This window comes from Rhodococcus sp. PD04 (assembly GCF_035918275.1).
Taxonomy (GTDB): domain Bacteria; phylum Actinomycetota; class Actinomycetes; order Mycobacteriales; family Mycobacteriaceae; genus Rhodococcus; species Rhodococcus rhodochrous.
This window is the reverse complement of sequence record NZ_CP142143.1, coordinates 4,482,182-4,501,812: the sequence shown is the minus strand read 5'-3', so window position 1 is coordinate 4,501,812 and position 19,631 is coordinate 4,482,182. Positions and strand designations below refer to the sequence as shown.

Genomic DNA, 19,631 nt, shown 5'->3' with positions numbered 1-19,631 from the left:
TCTCGGTTGCGTCGATTCGTCCCACGGGACGGTCGCTGGTCGGGCGTGCGGGTGCGTGCCATGCTGGCGCCATGGACGTCGAACGACCCAAGCTCGAAGGCACCGTCGCGGTCGGGGAGGGCCGCCGGCTCGGTTTCGCCGAGTTCGGGTCGGCCCAGGGCCGCACGGTGTTCTGGCTGCACGGCACGCCGGGTGCCCGCCGCCAGGTCCCCATCGAGGCCCGCGCCTTCGCCGAACGGAACCACATCCGCCTCATCGGGGTCGACCGTCCGGGGATCGGTTCGTCGACGCCGCACATCTACGAGAACGTCCTCGCGTTCAGCGACGACCTGCGCATCGTCGCGGACACCCTCGGTGTCGACCGCATGGCGATCGTCGGACTGTCCGGCGGCGGTCCCTACACCCTCGCCGCTGCCTATGCGCTGCGCGAACGGGTCGTCGCGGCCGCGGTCCTCGGCGGTGTGGCACCGGTGGTCGGTCCCGAGGCGATCGACAGCAACCTGATGAAACTGGGTGCCTTCGTCGCGCCGGCACTGCAGACCGCGGGTGTCCCGATCGGTGTGGCGATGAGCGCGGCGATCCGCGTAGTGCGCCCGTTCGCGTCGCCGATCATCGACCTGTACGGACGTCTCTCACCCGAGGCCGACCGCCGCCTGCTCGCCCGTCCCGAGTTCAAGGCGATGTTCCTCGACGACCTGCTCAACGGCAGCCGACGCCAGATCTCCGCGCCGTTCTCCGACATCGTCGTGTTCACCCGCGACTGGGGTTTCCGCGTCTCCGACGTGAAGGTGCCCGTGTGGTGGTGGCACGGCGACACCGACCACATCATCCCGATCGAACACGGCCTGCACATGGTGGACCTGCTGCCCGACGCCCGGTTCCACCACCTGCCCGGCGAGAGCCATCTCGGGGGTCTCGGTGCGTCGGAGGAGATCCTCACTACTGTTCTGGAGTTGTGGGACCAGGAGTGAGCGAGGGCGAACGCCCGCTGCCGAGAGCGCTGCACCTGCGACCGTCGGCGTTGGCAGCGGTCGCCGTGGGCGGCCTGCTCGGGACGAGTGCCCGTTACGGCCTCGGTCGGTGGTTCCCCGTCGAGTCCGGCGGCTGGCCGGTCACGACCTTCGCGATCAACGTCCTCGGGGCGCTGCTGCTCGGCTTCCTGCTCGAGGCGCTGATCCGCATCGGACCCGACACCTCCTGGCGGCAGGTGGTCCGGCTCGGAGTGGGCACCGGTGCGCTGGGCTCGTTCACCACCTACAGCGCACTCGCCGTCGACACCGACCTGCTGCTGCGCGACGGGTACCTGCTCGCCGCGGCGACCTACGCGCTGGGCACCGTGCTCGCCGGATTGCTCGCGACCGGCGTCGGCATCGCGCTCGCCGCCCGCCTGGGTGAACGCCGGAGCACGTCGTGATCGTGGTGGGGGTGGCATTGGCGGGCAGCCTCGGCGCGGTCGTCCGCTTCGTCGTCGACAGTGCGCTGCGTGCCCGCTCCGGGTCGTCCCTGCCGTGGCCGACGGTGCTGATCAACGTCGTCGGTTCGTTGCTGCTGGGGCTGCTCACCGGTGCGGTGCTGTTCCACGACGCCCCCGCGGAGTTGCTCACCGTCGTCGGGGTGGGGTTCTGCGGCGGGTTCACCACCTTCAGCACGACCAGCGTCGACTCCGTCCGCCTGATCGTGGCGCGCCGCTACGGTGCCGCCTGCGCGATCGCGCTGGGCACCCTGGCGATCACGCTCGTCGCGGTAGCCGCCGGGCTCGGTCTCGCCGCCGTGTGGTGATCAGCGCGAGCGGTCGATCAGGTCGAGCGCCGAGCGCAGTTCGCCGGCGTCGACCTGACCGGGAGCCGACGCGGTGCCGACCATCCCGAACGTCGCGGCCGACCCGAAGACCTGACCGGCGATCCGCGACACCACGCCGAGACCGCCCATCGACATGGTGATCAACGGGCGGTCGGCGTGGTCCTCGTGCATGGTGCGGGTCGCGTCGAGCAGCGTGAGCACGTCGGCTGTCGACCGCGGCATGACGGCGATCTTGCAGATGTCGGCGCCGAGTTCCTGCATCTCGCGCAGCCGCGCGACGATCTCGTCCTTCGGCGGAGTGGCGTCGAAGTCGTGGTTCGACGCCACCACCGCGACACCGCGGGCGTGCGCCGCCGCGACGATCCGCTCGACGGCGGCACGGTCGCGGCGGTACTCGACGTCCACCAGATCCACCGCGCCGCTCTCGGCGAGCGCGACCGTCAGCTCGGCGTACGCCTCGTCGTCGATCGCGATCTCCCCGCCCTCGTTCGCGGTGCGGCAGGTCGCGAGCAGGGGAGTGCCCTGCAACTGTTCGGCGAGGGCACCGGCCTGCGCGACCACCGAGGCGACGTCGTCGACGGTGTGGAAGAAATCCACGCGCCATTCGACGACGTCGGCCCGATCGGCGACGGCCGCGATCTGTTCGCGCAGCACCTCGGGAGTGCGACCGGTGACGGGGACGAGGATCGTGGGTGCGCCTTCACCGATCACCACGTCCTTGACGCGAACCGGTGTGATCGTTCGTCCCACGTGCCGTCTCCGTTCCCTCGTCCGATGGCCGGACCTATTCGATCACGGCCGCTTCGAACCGCTGTCCGCAGTGTCCGAGCCGACTTCGGATCCCTCGACGAGTTCGGTTCCCTCGACGACCACGACGGTGTCGTCCTTCGACGACTTCGCCGGGTCGGCGATCGCCTCGCCCCGCGCGACCATGAGCGCCTCGTCGGAGAGCGGGATCTCCTTGATGAAGCACGCGAGGACGAACGCGATGAGCAGGAACGGGATGAGGTACCAGAACACCGGGGCCAGCGAGTCGGCGTAGGCGTCGATGATGCCTTCGCGGACGGGATCGGGCAGCAGCTTCATCGCTGCCGGATCGACGGTCGCGGTGGCCTGGCCGGCCTGCTCCGGTGTGGCGCCGGCCGCGGTGAAGACCTCGACGAGCTTCTCCGCGAGGCGGTTGGTGAAGATGGTGCCGAAGATCGCGACACCGAGCGCTGCACCGACCTCACGGAAGTAGTTGTTCGAACTCGTCGCGGTGCCGATCTCGTCGGCGGGCACCGCGTTCTGCACGATCAGGATGACGACCTGCATGATCAGGCCGAGACCCAGACCGAAGACGAACAGCATCGAGCAGATCACCCACAGCGGGGTGTCGCCCTCGAGCGTGGTCAACCACAGCATGCCCGCCGCGGTGATGAGCGAACCGACGATCGGATAGATCTTGTAGCGCTGGGTCTTGGTGATGGCCAGACCCGAGCCGATCGAGGTGATCATCAGACCGGCCATCATCGGCAGCAGCAACAGACCCGAGACCGCGGCCGAGGTGCCCGACGACATCTGCAGGAAGGTCGGCATGAACGCGATCGCCGAGAACATGCCGAGGCCGAGGACGAAACCGATGGCCGTGGCGTTGACGAAGATCGAGTTGCGGAACAGCGACAGCGGGATGATCGGATCCTGCGCCCGCGACTCGACGAGCACGAACAGGCACACGAACACCACGAGTCCGGCGCCGAACATCCACGTGAGCGGAGCGGTCCAGCCGCGATCGGCGTCGCCGCCGAAGTCCGTGAAGAAGATCAGGCAGGTCGTGGCGAGCGACAGCGTGAGCACGCCGAGGATGTCGATCCGCTTCGTCGGCTTCTTCACCGGCAGGCGCAGCGCGAACCAGGTGATGACGAACGCGATGATGCCGACCGGCACGTTGATGTAGAAGCACCACTCCCACGTCAGGTGGTCGACGAAGAAGCCGCCGATCAGCGGGCCACCGACGGCCGACAGGCCGAAGATCGCGCCGAGCGGGCCCATGTACTTACCGCGTTCGCTCGCGGGCACGATGTCGGCGATGATCGCCTGCGACAGGATCATCAGACCACCGCCGCCGAAGCCCTGGATCGCGCGGAAGACCACGAAGGTCCAGAAGTCGTCGGTCATCGAGCACGCCGCGGAGGCGAGGGTGAACACGCCGATCGCGATGAGGAACAGGTACCGGCGCCCGAAGACGTCACCGAACTTGCCGTAGATCGGCATCACGATGGTCACCGCGAGCAGGTAGGCGGTGGTGATCCACGCCTGGTGTTCGACGCCGCCGAGTTGCCCGACGATCGTGGGCATGGCGGTGGAGACGATCGTCTGGTCCAGGCTGGCGAGCATCATGCCCGCGATGAGCGCGGAGAAGATGATCCAGATCCGTCGCTGGGTGAGAACCAGAGGTTCCGAAGTGGTGGTCACGGTGTTCCTGTCGGAATAGGAATATCGAGTTGTTACGTGAAGGTGGCCTGCACAGAGGTGAGGCGATCGGAAATTGTTGCACTCGGTAACTTCTGCTGCAAGGCATTTTCCTCCCGGTCACTCGAACCAGGACCGCACGGGCGGTTTGACCCACATGATCTTCTCGTCCTCGTCGGTGCGGATCGCTGCGGGATGCTCGGGGTGCTTCTGCGCCCACGCCGTCTTCTCGTCCATCAATCTCGCGGCGAGTTCCCAGGTCTCCATCGTGCGCGGCGGATGCGCATCCGCGGCCCGCGCCAGCTTGCGTCGCGTCTCGTCGGTCATGGCGAGCAGTTCGGCTCCCGAGATGCCGCGGTTCCATGCATACCGGGCCAGGGTCACGGCCTTGTCCCGCCGGTTCTTCTCGGCGCGATCGGTGTGGGCGAAGTCGGCGTCGCTCATGCTCCGAAGGTACGCGTCGGCCCGGACAGGGTTCACCGTCGACGATCCCGGATCCGGCCACGACGGTGCTGCCGTCTGTCTACCCTCGATGAGGGGGCCGAGGAGGCGTGATGACGGCCGATGAGATCCCGGAGGGCACACCCGACACGGTCGTGGCCCGTGCTGCCCGGCCGCCGCGGGTGCCGGTGTTCGACCCGACCCTCGGCATCGACGTTCCCCGGTCCTTCCGCGGCACACCGCCACACCGATTGGTGTCGCTCGGCGACTCCCTGCTGCAGGGCTTCCAGAGCGGCGCGATCTACAACACCGACGTCTCCGTCCCGGCGATCGTCGCCCACGAGCTCGGCGCGGATCTCCGATACCCGCGCTTCGGTGGACCGGGCGGACTGCCGCTGAACGTCGAAGTGCTGTTGCGCCGGATCGAGGAGCGGCACGGATCGACGCTCGAACCGTGGGAGCTGCCGACGGCGCTGTTCACGGCGCGCGGCTTCATGGACGAGGTCGAGGACTACTGGGAACGCGGACCCGGCGCGACACCACCGCTCGTCGGGTATCTCCACAACCTGTCGTGCTTCGGCTGGGATCTGCGCGACGCGCTGCAGAGGACCGCCCGAGTCTGCGCCGAACGCATCGCAACACCCCGCGACGATCTCGTGCGGCAACTCGTCGAGAACAACGGGGAGCGGGCGGCGCTGTACGTCTACCCCGGCACCGACGACGGGCGCCGCGAGATGACACTGTTCGACGTCGCGGCCGAACTCGGTGCCGAGCACGACGGCGACACCGAGGCGGGCATCGAGACACTCGTCGTCTTCCTCGGTTCGAACAACGCGTTGCAGACCGTCACCGAACTGCAGGTCGTGTGGAGCGGCGACGACTTCCGCGACCTCGACGCGAAACAGGCCTACACGATCTGGCGGCCCGAACATTTCGACAGCGAATTCGCGGAGGTCGTCGCGAAGCTCCGCGACATCGATGCGCGGCACGTGGTGCTGTGCACCGTCCCGCACGTCACCATCGCCCCGATCGCCCGGGGGATCGGGACGAAGAACGGCTCGCCGTACTTCCCCTACTACACCCGGCCGTGGGTGGACGCGCGTCGCTTCGACGCGAGCCGCGACGAACACATCACCGGTGCGCAGGCCCGCATGGTCGACGCCGCGATCGACCTGTTCGACGAGACGATCACCGAAGCGGTCGCCGACGCGCGACGTGCCGGATTGGACTGGTATCTGCTCGACACCGCGGGCATCCTCGACCGCCTGGCCGCGCGCCGCTACGTCGACGACCTCGATGCTCGACCCGCATGGTGGCAGCCGTACCCGCTACCGCCGGCGCTCGCCGCGCTCGACCCGGTACCGGACACGCGTTTCCTGTCGGCCGACGGTCACGGCGGTCGCGACAGCGGGGGATTGTTCTCCCTCGACGGTGTGCACCCGACGACGGTCGCCTACGGGATCCTCGCCCAGGAGATCATCGACGTGATGGTACGTGCCGGCGTCGAATTCCGGTCGCCGAACGGAACGGTGCGAAACGGTCCTGTCGCCGTGGATTTCGAGCGTCTGCTCCGGCACGACACCCTTGTGCGTACGCCACCGCAGAACATCGATTCGACGCTGTCGATCCTGGGATGGGTCGACGAGGTGCTCGACGTGTTCCGGGTGCAGTTGCGTTTCGGTCTGTGAGGGATCAGGTCAGGTTGATGACGTGAGCGTGTGTCGCCACGGCGTCCTGCATCTTCTTCCGCGACAGCGAGCGCGGACCGCACGCGCATCCCGACGGAATGGCGTCGTCCTCGAACTGCGTCACCTCGAGGGTGTCCACATACTCCGAATTGAGTGATGTGCCGTTGTGCGGTGTCGCTTCGCGGTCGCGGTTGCCGCGGCCGCCGGGACCGCTGCGGGAGACCACGACCTGACCCTCGGTGGTGTTGTACACCGCCGCCACGGTGTGGCCCTTGGGGCAACGAACCTTGAGGATGGCCTTCTCGGTGCGTTGGGGACCGAGTTCCTTCACCGCGGCGAGTGCGAGCTTGCGACGTTCGGTAGGGGGTGTCGTGGCGATATCCATTTTCCTATTCCACCTCACAGTGTCGGGGTTCACAGGGCTTCGGCAGAACCGCTTCGGGGTTTGTTTTCAGATGATCTCGTCGGTGAGCCGGTTCGGTGTGCCGAATCGATGAGCGGTGATCGTGACGGACTGTTCGGCCAGGAACGGCAACATTTCGATTCGTCCGGATCCGGTCACCGGATGGTCGAACACCGCGATGTCGCATCGGGTGCCCCATTCGGCGGGTGGCGCTGCGCCGATCAGGCGGACACGCGCCGGGGCCGTGTCGACGATCCGTTCCTCCCATTCCGCATCACTCTCCACGCGCACGCGACCGTCGAAACGTGCTGTATTCGAGCATCTTACGAGATCGACGGCGAAAGCCGAAGAGATTTCCACCGGCGCGCCCGCCCGGGCCGCGACACCGAGCACGCGCACGAGTTCGTCGGGCCGACCCGCCTCGCCGAGGCGTACGTGTGTGCGAACGGGCCGGTACCGGAACAGGTTCCGCTCCGCCGTCAATCCCGTGACGTCTTGCGCCACAGAGAATTCCGACGCCCAGGCTTGCTCGTCGTCCTCGAATGCCCGGCGCAGCGCGTCCTCGTCCCAGGTGTACGGTTCCCAGGATCCGAAGCCTAAGAGATAGTTCGGCCCACCCGCCTTGAAGCCCGCTCCCACCGACGACTTCTTCCAACCACCGAAGGGCTGCCGTCGCACGATGGCACCGGTGATACCGCGATTCACGTACACATTCCCGGCCTCCACGCGATCGAGCCAGCGGGCGATCTCGTCGGAGTCCAGCGAATGCAGACCCGCCGTGAGCCCGTAGTCCACCTCGTTCTGGATCGCGATCGCCTCGTCCAGGTCGGCCGCGGTCATCACCCCCAGCACCGGACCGAAGAACTCGACGAGATGCGTGCGCGACCCGCGTCGCACCCCGGTGCGCACACCGGGCGTCCACAGCCGGCCCTCCTCGTCGAGCCGGCGCGGTTCGACGAGCCACGACTCGCCGTCGTCGAGTTCGGTGAGCGCGGTGAGCAGTTTGCCCTGCGCCGGTTCGATCAACGGCCCCATACGTGTTCGCGGATCGTGCGCGGGACCGACCGGCAACGACCGCACCGCGTCGACGAGCTGGTCGCGGAACCGGCGGGAGGTCGCCACGGAGCCGACGAGGATCACGAGCGACGCCGCCGAGCACTTCTGCCCGGCATGCCCGAACGCCGACTGCACGACGTCGCGCACCGCCAGATCCGGATCGGCGCTCGGCGTCACGACGATCGCGTTCTTGCCGCTCGTCTCCGCCAGCAGCCGCATCCCGGGGCGCAGCGAGCGGAACAGTTCGGCGGTCTCGTAGGCACCGGTGAGTACCACCCGGTCGACGCGGGGATCGGAGACGAGCTTCGTGCCCAGCGACCGTTCGTCGGCGTGGACGAGGTGCAGGACGTCGCGGGGAACACCGGCATCCCACATCGCCTCGGCGAGCACCGACCCGCACCGAGCCGTGAGCGTCGCGGGCTTGAGGACCACCGCCGAACCGGACGCCAACGCTCCGAGCGTCGACCCCGCCGGGATCGCGACAGGGAAGTTCCACGGCGGCGTCACGACGGTGAGGGTCGACGGCACGAACCGCGCACCGTCGATCTCGTCGAGCGCGCGGGCCCGCTCGGCGTAGTACCGCGCGAAGTCGATCGCTTCCGAGACCTCCGGATCGGACTGGTCGAGCGTCTTACCGCCCTCGGCCGCCATCACCTCGAGCAGATCGGCGCGCCGCGCCTCGAGCACGTCGGCCACCTGTTCGAGGATCCGTGCGCGCTCGGCACCGCTGCGGGCACCCCAGGCACGACCGGCCGCGGTCGCGTCGACCAGCACGCGCTCGAGGTCGTCCTCGGCGGAGAGGGTGTGGGCGCGCACGGTGTCGATACCGAGTTTCGACGACGGCACCCGCTCGAGGATGCGGCGACCCCACTCCCGGTTCTGCGGCAGGGACGGATCGGTGTCCGGCGTGTTCGTGAACACCGGGGGCTCTGGCGGTGTTGTCGATGCCGGCACCGCCGGCGGCGGCCCCTGCCGGTTCTGCGTGCGGTTGGGGGAGGGGACGCTGTCGTCGAGCGCCGCCACCGACGCGCGGAACCGCTGCTCCTCGCGTTCGAACAGGGCGGGATCGTCGGCGAGATCGAACACCGCCGACATGAAATTCTCCTGCCCCGAACCCTCGTCGAGCCGACGCACCAGATACGAGATCGCGACGTCGAACTCGTCGGGGCGGACGACGGGTGTGTAGAGCAACAGGCTGCCGACGTGTCGACGGATCACCTCGGCCTGGCTCTGCGCCATGCCGAGGAGCATCTCGAAGTCGATCCCGTTGCGCACCTGCCGGCGACCGGCGAGCTCCCACGCGTACGCGATGTCGAAGAGGTTGTGCCCGGCCACCCCGACCCGTACGTTCTCGATCCGCTCGGGGGTGAACGCGTAGTGCAGCAGCCGCTTGTAGTTCGTGTCGGTCTCCTGCTTGGTGCTCCACGTCGCGAGCGGCCATCCGTGCAACGACGCGTCGACCCGCTCCATCGGCAGGTTGGCACCCTTGACCACCCGGATCTTGATCGCGGCGCCGCCACGAGCGCGTCGCGCCGCCGCCCACCGCTGCAGTTCGATCATCGTGGCCAGAGCGTCGGGCAGATACGCCTGCAGCACGATCCCGGCCTCGAGACGAAGGAACTCGGGACGGTCGAGCAGCGTCGTGAACGCCGCGACCGTCACGTCCAGGTCGTGGTACTCCTCCATGTCGAGGTTGACGAACTTCGGCGTCGGTGAGGTCGCGGCGAGGCGGTACAGCGGGGTGAGTCGCTCGACGATGTCCGCGACGGTCTCGTCGAAGGCCCACGGCGAGTGCGGCGCGACGGCCGCCGAAACCTTGAGCGAGACGTAGTCGACGTCGTCGCGGGCCAGCAGGGCGAGGGTGCCCTCGAAACGGCGGCGGGCCTCGTCGTCGCCGAGGACGGCCTCGCCCAGCAGGTTGAGGTTGAGCCGGATGCCGGGTCGTTGCAGTCGTGCGATGGCCCGGCCCAGCGCGGCATCGTCGGTGTCGACGACGAGGTGCCCGACCATCGCCCGGAGCGCGCGACGCGCGGCGGGGACGACGAGGTGCGGGAAGCGGGGGCCGATCGCACCGCCCGCCCGCACGGCCGCGCGGAGGTGGACGGGAAGGAAATCCGGTATGTTCCGGGACAATTCGGCAAGGGCATGCGCTGCGGTCGCCGGATCCTCGGGGCGGATGACCTCGTCGACGAAGCACACGGTGAACTCGAGTCCGTGGGGATCCTTCAGGACGTCGGCGAGGTGGCGGGCCGCACGGTCGGGTGCGACCTCCGACGATTCGTCCACCCACCGGCGGGCCAGGGCGACAGCATCCTCGACGATCCGCACGATGCGCCTCCGATCGACGGCGTTTCGAACCTGACGCCAATCTACCCACCGGAGCCCGTTCGCGTTTGCGGTCCGCGGTGTCGGGAATACAGCGCGAAGGGGACAGTCCCGACCGATGAGGAGACGAGAGTGAACCGTCAGGCCCCCGCGTCACGTGGCGCGGCGTCATCCGCCGAGCGCGTGGCGCAGAACGGTGTGTTCGAGAAGTTCGCACGTGCCGGCTACGTCGGCAGTGGCATCGTGCACCTGCTCATCGGCTACCTCGCGATCAGGGTCGCGTTCGGTCGCAGCGAGCAGGAGGCCTCGCAGTCCGGTGCGATGGCGGAGCTGGGCGAACAGCCCGGCGGGAAGATCGCGTTGTGGATCGCCGTCGTCGTCTTCGTGATGATGGGCCTGTGGCGGTTCGCCGAGGCCACCTTCGGCAAGGCATCCGAGCCGGAGCAGCCCGACGCCGACATGAAGGACAAGGCGTTCGACCGGTTCAAGGCCGCCTGCGTCGGTGTCGTCTACCTCGGCTTCGCGTACACCGCGTTCGGGTTCGCCCGCGGCAGCGGCAAGTCGAGCGGTGAACAGAACGCGGGACTGACGGCGAAGCTGCTGGAGTCCGGCGTCGGCAAGTTCGTCCTCGTCGTCGCGGGGCTCGTCATCCTCGGTGTGGGCGCCTACCACGTCTACAAGGGTGCGTCGAAGAACTTCGTCGACGACCTGAAGAACCACCCGAGCACGTTCGTGAAACGACTCGGCCTCGTCGGGTACGTGGCGAAGGGTCTCGCGCTCTGTCTCGTCGGCGTGCTGGTGATCGTCGCGGTTCTCCAGGCCGATCCGCAGAAGGCAGCGGGGCTCGACGGAGCTCTGAAGACGTTGGGCTCGCAGCCTTTCGGTACGGTGCTGCTCGTCCTCATGGGTCTCGGTATCGCGATCTACGGTCTCTACAGCTTCGTCATGGCGCGCGACGCGAAGATGTGACGCTCAGTCGTCGTCCGCGTCGTCGAACCAGAAATGCTTCGTAGCGACGTAGTGGAGGGTCGGTGGGCCGGGCAGGTCGAACTCGATCGCGCCCACCGGGCGCAGCTCCCCGTCGTTGTCCTCGCAACTGGCGGTCGCGACGTTGCGCCCCTCGCGTCCGCCGACCAGCTCGATGATCTCGTAGTTTGCATAGTAGATCTGGGCGGTTCCGGCTACACCCGTATCGAGGGCTGCGATGCAGTAGTGCGGGTAGTCCTCGTCCGGCGGGGACGTGTAGATGAACTTGAGCAGCACGGTGTCTCCGCGGGTGCTGACCGTCCACATTCCTCGGGTGTCGGTGTCCGCTGCTCCCGCACCGGGTGCGAAACCGGCGAGCAGTGCGAGCGGTGCGAGCAACGAGACCGTCGCACGCAGGGTCCTGCGATGGTTCATGGGATCTCCTCGGAACCGCGGTGAGTCCCCGACGTATTCATCGTCCGCACTCGATATCCGGGGGAACGGGCGAATCGGATGTTCGTGAAGAAGACGTGACGGCGACGAGATCGTCGTACCCGATCCGTGACTCCCCGGGTCACGAAGCGCTACCACCTCGGCTAAACTAGTTGACAACGCAACTAGTAGGGATCATCCTGGTGGTTGAGAACGCAACTACACCGGGAAGAAGGTGGATCGATGATCGCCGACGAGCAGCAGCGCTCCGAGGAATTCGAGCGTCGGCGCGCACTCATCCGCGACGCACACCTGAAGCCTGCCGACACGCGCCCGCAGTCCTCGGCGCGGGGACTGCACCACACCGCGCTGATCAGCAGCGACGTCGAACGGACCGTGCGCTTCTACCAGGATCTCCTCGAATTCCCGCTGACGGAGCTGATCGAGAATCGCGACTACCCCGGGTCGTCGCACTTCTTCTTCGACATCGGCAACGGCAACCTGCTGGCCTTCTTCGACTTCCCCGGTCTCGACGTCGGCCCCTATCGGGAGGTCTTCGGCGGTCTGCACCACATCGCGATCAGCGTCGCCCTGCCCACCTGGGAGCGCTTGCGCGACAAGCTCATCGCCGCGGGCGTCGAGCTCGTCGAACACAGCGACGTCTCGTTGTACTTCCGCGACCCCGACGGAGCCCGCCTCGAACTCATCGCCGACCCGCTCGGTGAGATGTACGGCTCGAAGGTGCTCTAGCGCGTAGTTCCAGCACGAAGTAAGGGGAGGTTGTGTGCGTGTCCGGTGAACGGACACGCACACAACCTCCCCTTCGTCTGTTCGTCGAACTCCTACTCCACGATCGGGAAGATCGACTCCCCGTCCTCGGGAGCGCCGTCGACCTGACCGCGGTCGACGCGCGAATCCTGCACGATCGTCCCGTCGACGACGTCCGCGAGTTTCGGATCCTCCGGTGAGCCGGTGGTGGCGTCGTCGACCACCTCGTCCACGTCTTCGGTCAGTTCGTCCTCCGGCGTCGCTGCGACAGGCTTGTCCAGCGGCTCGGCGGGTTCGACGTCGGGTTCCTCCTCGGCGAGACGCTCGTCCAGCGACTCGCCTTCCTGCTCCTCACGCTGGGTCGTTCCGAACTTGTCGGCTGCACTCCAGTCCTCGGGCGGGTCGACGACCTCGTCGCCGTCGTCGTTCCGCACCTCGTCGGCGTCGAGGCCTTCGCTGGGGCTGAGGGTGTCGCCGGGACCGTCTTCGATGCTCATGTCGAGGAGATACCCGGCCGGCCCGGTGCGAAACCGTCGGCGGTTTCACTCCGGGCCGATCAGGCTATGCCGTCGGAACACCACATCGAGGGAGTCACACATGGACGAGAACGATCTCTTCCAGCACATCGAGAAGCTGGTGGACGAGGAGAAGACGCTGCGTTCGCGGACGGGCGCGGACGGCCTGAGCGACGAGGATCTGCAGCGCCTGCGTGCCGTCGAGAAGAGACTCGACCAGTGCTGGGACCTGCTACGACAGCGCCGCGCGAAGGCCGAGTTCGGTGACGACCCGGACGCCGCCCAGGCGCGGCCGGTCGATGAGGTCGAGTCCTACCGGCAGTAGACGGTCGCCCGCGCGGCGGTCCGGCGCACGAGGTCGACGATGGCCTCGGGGCAGTCGGACTGCGGCGCGTGGCCGGCCCAGGGGAGCGGCACGAACCGTGCCCCGGGGATCAGCGGGACGTACCGCACGGTCTGCGCCGACGCGACCGTATCGAGGACGCCCTGTCCCAGCGTGACGGGACAGTCGATCCGGTCGAGTCCCGTCGGCACATCGATCAGGATCGCGTCCCACAGCATCGACCAGAAACCGTCCGACTCCGCGAATCCACCCTTCACCGACAGTGCTTCGGCGCGGGTCGTCTTCCACGGCATCGCACGTAGCCCCGCGGTGAGCGCGGTGCGACCGAGGACGCTGCGTGACATCGGTTCGATGAACGGGCTGCGGGTCTTGTTGAGCAGGCGCGCGGTCGTCATGAGCGCACCCTGGAAGATCCGCTCCGGGGGCAACCCGAGTCCCGAGGGTGACAGGGCCACCACCGAGAGGGCGCGCCCGCGCACGGCGAGTTCGATCGCGAGTCGCCCACCCAGCGAGTTGCCCAGAATGTGCACCCGGTCGAGTCCGTGGGCGTCGAGTTCCGCCTCGAGGGTGTCGGTGAGGGCGCCGACGGTGGGTCGGCCGCTCTGCTTCGGCGACGAACCGTGGCCGGGTAGGTCCACGTTCAGCACGTCGAAGTGCTCGGCGAGACGCGGGACGAGGGTGGAGAAGTCGTCCATCGTGGCGCCGATGCCGTGCAGGAGGAGTAGGGGTTCACCGGATCCGGTGCGGCGGTAGCTCAGTCGTGGGTGCATCGGTTCCATTCTTCCCTTCCGGACGGGCCGGAGTGCTCTGTCGCAAAGGTTGTGTGTTCTGTCACATTCGTGAGGAAGGAAAAGCAACGACCTGGCCGAATGCCGTGTTATAGCCCTTGCTTATCGAATTTCTAGAAACTATCGATTGGCACAATTAATAGTTCGCGGATAACGTCGAAGCCGTCAACCCCATCGAGACGAGTGAGGTTTCTACATGTCGCTGATCAACAAGAAGATCAAGCCCTTCAAGGCCGAGGCTTTCAAGGACGGCGCCTTCGTGACCGTGTCCGACGAGGACATCAAGGGCAAGTGGGCGATCTTCTTCTTCTACCCCGCAGACTTCACGTTCGTCTGCCCGACGGAGCTCGGCGACCTCGCGGACCACTACGAGGAGCTGCAGAAGCTCGGCGTCGAGGTCTTCTCCGTCTCGACCGACACGCACTTCACGCACAAGGCGTGGCACGGCTCGTCGGAGACCATCGGCAAGATCAAGTACGCCATGATCGGTGACCCGACCCTGCAGATCAGCACCGACTTCGAGGTCCTCCGTGAGGACCAGGGTCTCGCCGACCGCGGCACCTTCCTGGTCGACCCGGACGGCGTCGTCCAGTTCACCGAGGTCACCGCTGAGGGCATCGGCCGCAACGCCGCCGAGCTCGTCCGCAAGGTCAAGGCCGCTCAGTACGTCCGCAACCACCCGGGTGAGGTCTGCCCGGCCAAGTGGGAAGAGGGCGACGAGACCCTCGCTCCGTCGCTGGAGCTCGTCGGCAAGATCTGATTCGTCGACGGAAATTCGTTCCGGTGGCACGGGATCGAAAGTCCCGTGCCACCGGGCACCGTCCGGGTCCGCTCGGCTCGAGCTGAGAAGTTCGCCGACTCCCATCTCTTCCGGTCACAGTTCTTCCACCTCTGGAGTGAATCCTCATGCTCGATGCCTCCCTTGCTGCCCAGTTGAAGTCCCTTCTCGAAAAGGTCACCCAGCCGATCGAGCTCGTGTCGTCCCTCGACGACCGGCCGAAGTCGAAGGAACTCGCCGACCTCCTCGATCAGATCGCCGGCATGTCCGATCTGGTCACCCATGTGCGCGACGGTGAAGCCACCCGTCGCCCCTCCTTCCTGATCCGCCGGGTCGGCACCGACGTCGAGGTCGAGTTCGCGGGTATCCCGCTCGGCCACGAGTTCACCTCCCTCGTGCTCGCCCTGCTGCAGGTCGGCGGCCACCCCTCGAAGGAGGCCGTGGAACTGCTCGAGCAGGTGCGCGACCTCGAGGGCGACTTCCACTTCGAGACCTACTTCTCGCTGTCGTGCCAGAACTGCCCCGACGTGGTGCAGGCCCTGAACGTGATGTGCGTGACCAACTCGCGCATCAAGCACACCGCGATCGAAGGCTCGCTCTTCCAGGACGAGGTCGACGCACGCCAGGTCATGGCCGTGCCGACCGTCTTCCTCAACGGTGAGCTGTTCGGCTCCGGACGCATGAACCTCGAGCAGATCGTCGGCAAGCTCGACAGCGGCTCCGCCGAGCGCACCGCCGCCGCGATCAGCGAGAAGGACCCCTTCGACGTCCTCGTCGTCGGTGGTGGCCCTGCCGGCGCGACCGCTGCGATCTACGCCTCCCGCAAGGGAATCCGCACCGGCGTTCTCGCCGAGCGCTTCGGTGGCCAGGTGCTCGACACCATGGCCATCGAGAACTTCTCCTCCGTCCCCTACACGGAGGGCCCGAAGTTCGCCGCCGAGCTCGAGAACCACGTGCGCCAGTACGACGTCGACATCATGAACGTCCAGAAGGCCTCGAAGCTCACCCCGGCCCCCACCGAGGGTGGCCTCGTCGAGGTCGAGCTCGAGAACGGTGCCCGGTTGCTCTCGCGCAGCGTCGTTCTTGCGACCGGTGCCCGTTGGCGCGCGATGAACGTGCCGGGCGAGCAGGAGTACCGCAACAAGGGTGTCACCTACTGCCCGCACTGCGACGGCCCGCTGTTCAAGGGCAAGCGTGTCGCCGTCATCGGTGGCGGCAACTCCGGTGTCGAGGCCGCGATCGACCTCGCCGGCGTCGTCGCCCACGTGACCCTCATCGAGTTCGACTCGGTCCTGCGCGCCGACGAGGTGCTGCAGCGCAAGCTCCGCAGCCTGCCCAACGTCGACATCGTCGTCAGCGCCCTGACCACCGAGGTCCTCGGCGACGGTTCGAAGGTCACCGGCCTGACCTACACCGACCGCACCACCGACGAGTCGCGCACCCTCGAGCTGGACGGCGTGTTCGTCCAGATCGGTCTGCTGCCGAACACCGAGTGGCTCTCCGGCACGGTCGAACTCAGCCCGCGCGGCGAGATCGTCGTCGACGACCACGGCCGCACCTCGGTGCCCGGCGTGTTCGCTGCCGGCGACTGCACGACCGTCCCGTACAAGCAGATCATCGTCTCCGCAGGTGCGGGTGCGACGGCCGCGCTCGGCGCGTTCGACCACCTCATCCGCACGAGCGCCCCGGCCCAGGCCGAGGAAGCGGTCGCCGCGACCGTCTAGGCGTCACTGCAGCCCCGTGGCCGTCACCCCTTCCGGGTGGCGGCCACGTTGCTTTCTCGGGGAGGTTGTTGTCGAAAATCCTGCGGAAATCGCCCATATCCTCCCCCAATTCACCCCGCACAGGCATTGACGCGCTCTTTACCCCGGCGCTTCACTGAAATGCGCACGTGTGTCCCCATCGCGACGGTGTCCCAGGAGGTCGACCTATGCGCAGCACACGGAAGTCCGAACGGTGGCACAGACGCGAAGGACGCCTGTATCGCAGAGCCGCCTCGGTGGTGGCGCTCATGGGGCTGGTCGCCCTGTGGGTGAATCCCGCGGCGTCGGCGGACGAGTCCACGGGATTCTCGCTTCCCTTTCCGGCGCACCGGCCTACGAGCATCTGGCGCCGACGCAGGTCACCGACCCGTCCCAGTTGCACGCCCCGCTCGGTCGGGAGTGGGCCGAGGACATCGCCCGGCAGATCGGGTTGAGGCCGGAGGATGCGTTGTCCGAGCAGCAGGCCCGTGATTTCACCACCGGTGGGGGAGTGGGCGGCAGCAAGGAAGCGGCCGAGATCATCCAGGGTTCCATCGACATCCTCATCAATACGACCGGTCACCCCATGTACTCCGACGTGAACGGTGTCTCCATCCCGACGGTGCTGGGTAGTTACGGCCTCTACGTGACGCCCGACGGGATGCTGCAGAGCCCGGCCAACGCGTCGGCGCCGACGAGGCAGGTGAACACGCTCATCGCGCCCGGCGGGTATGTCGACACCTGGCTGCGGAACAACGACGCGACGGACACGCTGGTGGCGCTGTACCGGTCGGCGTACCCGATCGAAGCGACCTTCGGTTTTGCGGCGCAACAGATATCCGGCGCCGCCCAGTTGGTCACCAACACGAAGGGCGACGTCGTCTCGACCGTCGGCATGTCGATGGCGCCGCCGCTGTGGATCGTGAACTTCGCTCTCATCTACGCCGTGAGCCCTTCCCTCGCGGCCGCGATGCCGGCCTACTGGGCGCCCATCCCGCCGGAAGTGGCCGAGGCGATCAAGGCGAGCCCCACGGGCCAGGTGCCCTACGCCGACTACGCGTCGTACCTCGAGTGAAACTTCGGGGAGGTTGTGGTCGAGAATCTTGCCGGAAGCGACCACAACCTCCCCGTCGTTACGATGTGACATGGCTGTTGTGGTGATGGGCGTCAGCGGATGTGGCAAAACGACTTTCGCGAAGCAGCTCGCGGACGCGATCGGCGGGGCCTTCATCGAGGCGGACGACTATCACAGCGACGCGTCGATCGAGAAGATGCGCTCGGGGCGCGCGCTCGACGACGACGATCGTGAACCGTGGTTGCGTGCCGTCGCAGCCGCTGCCGAAAGCGTCGAGACCCCGGTGGTCGCGTGTTCGGCGCTGAAGAGGTCGTACCGCGACATCCTGCGTGCCGACACCCCGACCGTCTTCCTGCATCTGGATGTACCCGTCGACGTCGTGCGGTCCAGGGTTCGCGGACGCGGCGGCCACTTCTTCTCCGAGACGCTGGTGGCCTCTCAGTTCGAGACGCTCGAGCCCCTGGAACCCGACGAGCACGGCGTCACCCTGGACGCGACCCGCTCACTTCCCGAACTCCTCGACACGGCCCGCGCGTACCTCGAAGGCCCGTCGAGGTAGGTGTTGTTGTCGAAGAACGCGAAAAAATCGATAACAACGACGGACTCGATACGACGAAGGCCCCGACCTGTGGTCGGGGCCTTCGTGTGCAGAAAGTTCAGTGACCGCGTCAGCGCTTCCTGACGTTCGCGACGATCTCGGCGTCGGCCTTGATGTTGGTCCGGGTCTTCTTCTCGGCGCGCTTTTCCTTCAGCGACTTGCCGGACTTCTTGGACATCGAACTGCGAGGCGATTTGTCGGCCATGCTGCCACCCTCAATAGGAGACCTGAACGGTCCCGATGTCCCCACAGTACGGGAGAGTCGGCCGTGATCCGCGCATGAGCCGGTCCCGGGAGAGTCCTGCGGCAGGAACGGCGGGTCCGGACCACCCCACAACGGCGAAGGCCCCGACCGTGTGGTCGGGGCCTTCGTGTGAGAGCCGATGACGGGAATCGAACCCGCGTATTCAGCTTGGGAAGCTGATGTTCTACCATTGAACTACATCGGCACGCTGGGCTTTTGCCGATTCTCACCGACGCCGGCCCGAGCTTTCGGAGCAAACTGTAGCAGACTCCCCGGGTCGATAGCGGGACCCCTAGACCAGGGACCGGCCCGTCCGGATCCGCCACCGCATGTCGGCCAGCAGCACGCGGTAGGGCAGCTCCCGCACCGCGACCGGCAGCCTCTTGTTCACTGCACCGAGAGCTCGCATGACGCGGTCGAAGCGTCGCTGGTCGCGCGGTGTCCACGGCAGCAGCATCTGCTCGCGGAACAGCTGCGGCAGGAAGCCGGCCGTGAAGAAGAGATTGAGCTTGCCGGCCAGGGCAGGGACGGGCTGGGGCAGGAACTCGATCCGGGCGATCGACAGCAGATGCTCGCGGATCGTGTCGTCGATCTTCACCTTGTGGAGATTGTCCTCCCAGTACTGCTCGAACGCCGCGCGGTTCTCCGGCCACATGTGCTGCGGCACCTGCAGTGTCGTGCCGAAGGTCGCGCCGTTCCGATAGAAGTACTCGATCGCGTCGTCGGGGATCGGCCCGTACAGCGCGCGGTGTACGTCCTCGAATCCGCGGTAGATGCATGCCGCCACCCACAGCTGCAGTTCCGGGTCCATCGCGTTGTATTCGACGGGGCTCGACTCGGTGGAGCGCACCTGCGCGTGTGCCTTGTTGACGCCGCGACGGAAGAGGCGCTTCTCGTCGTCGGTGCCGCGCATGGCGACGGCGAGGTAGGTGAGGGTGGTGCGGGTGCGCTTGATCGGGTGGTCGAACAGCCGACCCGATTCCACGCGGGATTCGTAGACGCCGTAGCCGACGCCGGGCCACGACAGCTGCATGATGATGTTCGCTGCTCCGGCGGCGAGGCCGAGCCCGTCCATCGTGTCGTCCAGTCCGACGGGCTTGTCGACGGTCGTCGTCATCGAATGTCCCTCCATCGTTCGAAGTGACCACGACTGTACTCAGATGCGCGCCGACGGTAAAGACCGGAGGTTGCGCGGCACGGAAAGCGGACGCTGCGAAG

20 protein-coding genes, 1 tRNA gene and 1 pseudogene are annotated in these 19,631 nt (G+C 67.1%); 11 read left to right on the top strand and 11 right to left on the bottom strand.

What is annotated here, in order from left to right:
* Positions 1-71 precede the first annotated feature (71 nt).
* From U9J23_RS20455 to crcB, 3 genes are read left to right on the top strand one after another with little or no spacing between them, the layout of a single operon-like run.
* Positions 72-971: an alpha/beta fold hydrolase gene (locus U9J23_RS20455; RefSeq protein ID WP_272268075.1), complete on the top strand. Its 900-nt coding sequence runs from the start codon at positions 72-74 to the stop codon at positions 969-971.
* A complete protein-coding gene (locus tag U9J23_RS20450; protein WP_059383798.1) occupies positions 956-1,414 on the top strand; it encodes a fluoride efflux transporter FluC in 459 nt (152 codons plus the stop codon). Before U9J23_RS20455 ends, U9J23_RS20450 begins: the two co-directional genes overlap by 16 nt.
* Positions 1,411-1,779, top strand: coding sequence for a fluoride efflux transporter CrcB (gene crcB, locus U9J23_RS20445; protein WP_059383799.1), 369 nt, complete (start codon positions 1,411-1,413; stop codon positions 1,777-1,779). The genes U9J23_RS20450 and crcB overlap by 4 nt, the downstream gene beginning before the upstream one ends.
* Here the strand turns inward: crcB and aroD are convergent, their stop codons facing one another.
* The 3 genes from aroD to U9J23_RS20430 form a co-directional block, all read right to left on the bottom strand.
* The gene (gene aroD / locus U9J23_RS20440) at positions 1,780-2,550 is read right to left on the bottom strand and encodes a type I 3-dehydroquinate dehydratase (protein WP_059383800.1); all 771 of its coding nucleotides are present in this window, start codon (positions 2,548-2,550) and stop codon (positions 1,780-1,782) included.
* A gap of 42 nt (positions 2,551-2,592) precedes the next feature.
* On the bottom strand, positions 2,593-4,254 hold the full coding sequence (locus U9J23_RS20435; RefSeq protein WP_085469750.1) for an MDR family MFS transporter: 1,662 nt from the start codon (positions 4,252-4,254) through the stop codon (positions 2,593-2,595).
* Positions 4,255-4,371: 117 nt separating this feature from the next.
* A complete protein-coding gene (locus tag U9J23_RS20430) occupies positions 4,372-4,695 on the bottom strand; it encodes a hypothetical protein (RefSeq protein ID WP_059383802.1) in 324 nt (107 codons plus the stop codon).
* Positions 4,696-4,805: 110 nt separating this feature from the next.
* Between U9J23_RS20430 and U9J23_RS20425 the strand changes: the two genes are divergently transcribed.
* On the top strand, positions 4,806-6,380 hold the full coding sequence (locus U9J23_RS20425; protein WP_085469751.1) for a hypothetical protein: 1,575 nt from the start codon (positions 4,806-4,808) through the stop codon (positions 6,378-6,380).
* Between the two features lie 4 nt (positions 6,381-6,384).
* On the opposite strand, the gene U9J23_RS20420 is transcribed toward U9J23_RS20425, so the two are convergent.
* Positions 6,385-6,765, bottom strand: coding sequence for a hypothetical protein (locus U9J23_RS20420; RefSeq protein WP_059383804.1), 381 nt, complete (start codon positions 6,763-6,765; stop codon positions 6,385-6,387).
* Between the two features lie 66 nt (positions 6,766-6,831).
* Positions 6,832-10,167, bottom strand: coding sequence for a proline dehydrogenase family protein (locus U9J23_RS20415; RefSeq protein ID WP_272268080.1), 3,336 nt, complete (start codon positions 10,165-10,167; stop codon positions 6,832-6,834).
* Positions 10,168-10,296: 129 nt separating this feature from the next.
* Between U9J23_RS20415 and U9J23_RS20410 the strand changes: the two genes are divergently transcribed.
* Positions 10,297-11,133: a DUF1206 domain-containing protein gene (locus U9J23_RS20410; protein ID WP_059383806.1), complete on the top strand. Its 837-nt coding sequence runs from the start codon at positions 10,297-10,299 to the stop codon at positions 11,131-11,133.
* A 3-nt stretch (positions 11,134-11,136) separates the two neighbouring features.
* Here U9J23_RS20410 and U9J23_RS20405 read toward each other — a convergent pair whose 3' ends face one another.
* The gene (locus tag U9J23_RS20405) at positions 11,137-11,565 is read right to left on the bottom strand and encodes a hypothetical protein (RefSeq protein ID WP_272268082.1); all 429 of its coding nucleotides are present in this window, start codon (positions 11,563-11,565) and stop codon (positions 11,137-11,139) included.
* Positions 11,566-11,805: 240 nt separating this feature from the next.
* Between U9J23_RS20405 and U9J23_RS20400 the strand changes: the two genes are divergently transcribed.
* Positions 11,806-12,312: a VOC family protein gene (locus U9J23_RS20400; RefSeq protein WP_272268085.1), complete on the top strand. Its 507-nt coding sequence runs from the start codon at positions 11,806-11,808 to the stop codon at positions 12,310-12,312.
* 92 nt (positions 12,313-12,404) lie between these two features.
* On the opposite strand, the gene U9J23_RS20395 is transcribed toward U9J23_RS20400, so the two are convergent.
* Entirely contained in the window at positions 12,405-12,827 is a 423-nt protein-coding gene (locus tag U9J23_RS20395) for a hypothetical protein (protein WP_059383809.1), read from the bottom strand.
* A 100-nt stretch (positions 12,828-12,927) separates the two neighbouring features.
* On the opposite strand from U9J23_RS20395, the gene U9J23_RS20390 reads away from it, so the two are divergent.
* On the top strand, positions 12,928-13,170 hold the full coding sequence (locus U9J23_RS20390) for a DUF2630 family protein (RefSeq protein WP_059383810.1): 243 nt from the start codon (positions 12,928-12,930) through the stop codon (positions 13,168-13,170).
* On the opposite strand, the gene U9J23_RS20385 is transcribed toward U9J23_RS20390, so the two are convergent.
* Entirely contained in the window at positions 13,158-13,958 is an 801-nt protein-coding gene (locus tag U9J23_RS20385; protein WP_272268086.1) for an alpha/beta fold hydrolase, read from the bottom strand. The genes U9J23_RS20390 and U9J23_RS20385 overlap by 13 nt on opposite strands.
* Before the next feature lie 214 nt (positions 13,959-14,172).
* On the opposite strand from U9J23_RS20385, the gene ahpC reads away from it, so the two are divergent.
* From ahpC to U9J23_RS20365, 4 genes and pseudogenes are all read left to right on the top strand, one after another.
* A complete protein-coding gene (gene ahpC / locus U9J23_RS20380; RefSeq protein WP_059383811.1) occupies positions 14,173-14,736 on the top strand; it encodes an alkyl hydroperoxide reductase subunit C in 564 nt (187 codons plus the stop codon).
* A 146-nt stretch (positions 14,737-14,882) separates the two neighbouring features.
* Positions 14,883-16,478, top strand: a complete 1,596-nt coding sequence (gene ahpF, locus U9J23_RS20375; protein ID WP_059383812.1) for an alkyl hydroperoxide reductase subunit F — start codon at positions 14,883-14,885, stop codon at positions 16,476-16,478.
* 206 nt (positions 16,479-16,684) lie between these two features.
* Positions 16,685-17,571, top strand: a pseudogene (locus U9J23_RS20370) (hypothetical protein).
* A gap of 70 nt (positions 17,572-17,641) precedes the next feature.
* Positions 17,642-18,130: a gluconokinase gene (locus U9J23_RS20365; protein ID WP_226950002.1), complete on the top strand. Its 489-nt coding sequence runs from the start codon at positions 17,642-17,644 to the stop codon at positions 18,128-18,130.
* Between the two features lie 109 nt (positions 18,131-18,239).
* Here the strand turns inward: U9J23_RS20365 and U9J23_RS20360 are convergent, their stop codons facing one another.
* From U9J23_RS20360 to U9J23_RS20350, 3 genes are all read right to left on the bottom strand, one after another.
* On the bottom strand, positions 18,240-18,374 hold the full coding sequence (locus U9J23_RS20360) for a hypothetical protein (protein ID WP_016696222.1): 135 nt from the start codon (positions 18,372-18,374) through the stop codon (positions 18,240-18,242).
* A 173-nt stretch (positions 18,375-18,547) separates the two neighbouring features.
* Positions 18,548-18,618 (bottom strand) — tRNA-Gly (locus U9J23_RS20355).
* 87 nt (positions 18,619-18,705) lie between these two features.
* Positions 18,706-19,530 (bottom strand): oxygenase MpaB family protein, encoded by an 825-nt coding sequence (locus U9J23_RS20350; RefSeq protein ID WP_085469816.1) that lies wholly within the window; start codon positions 19,528-19,530, stop codon positions 18,706-18,708.
* Positions 19,531-19,631: the final 101 nt, after the last annotated feature.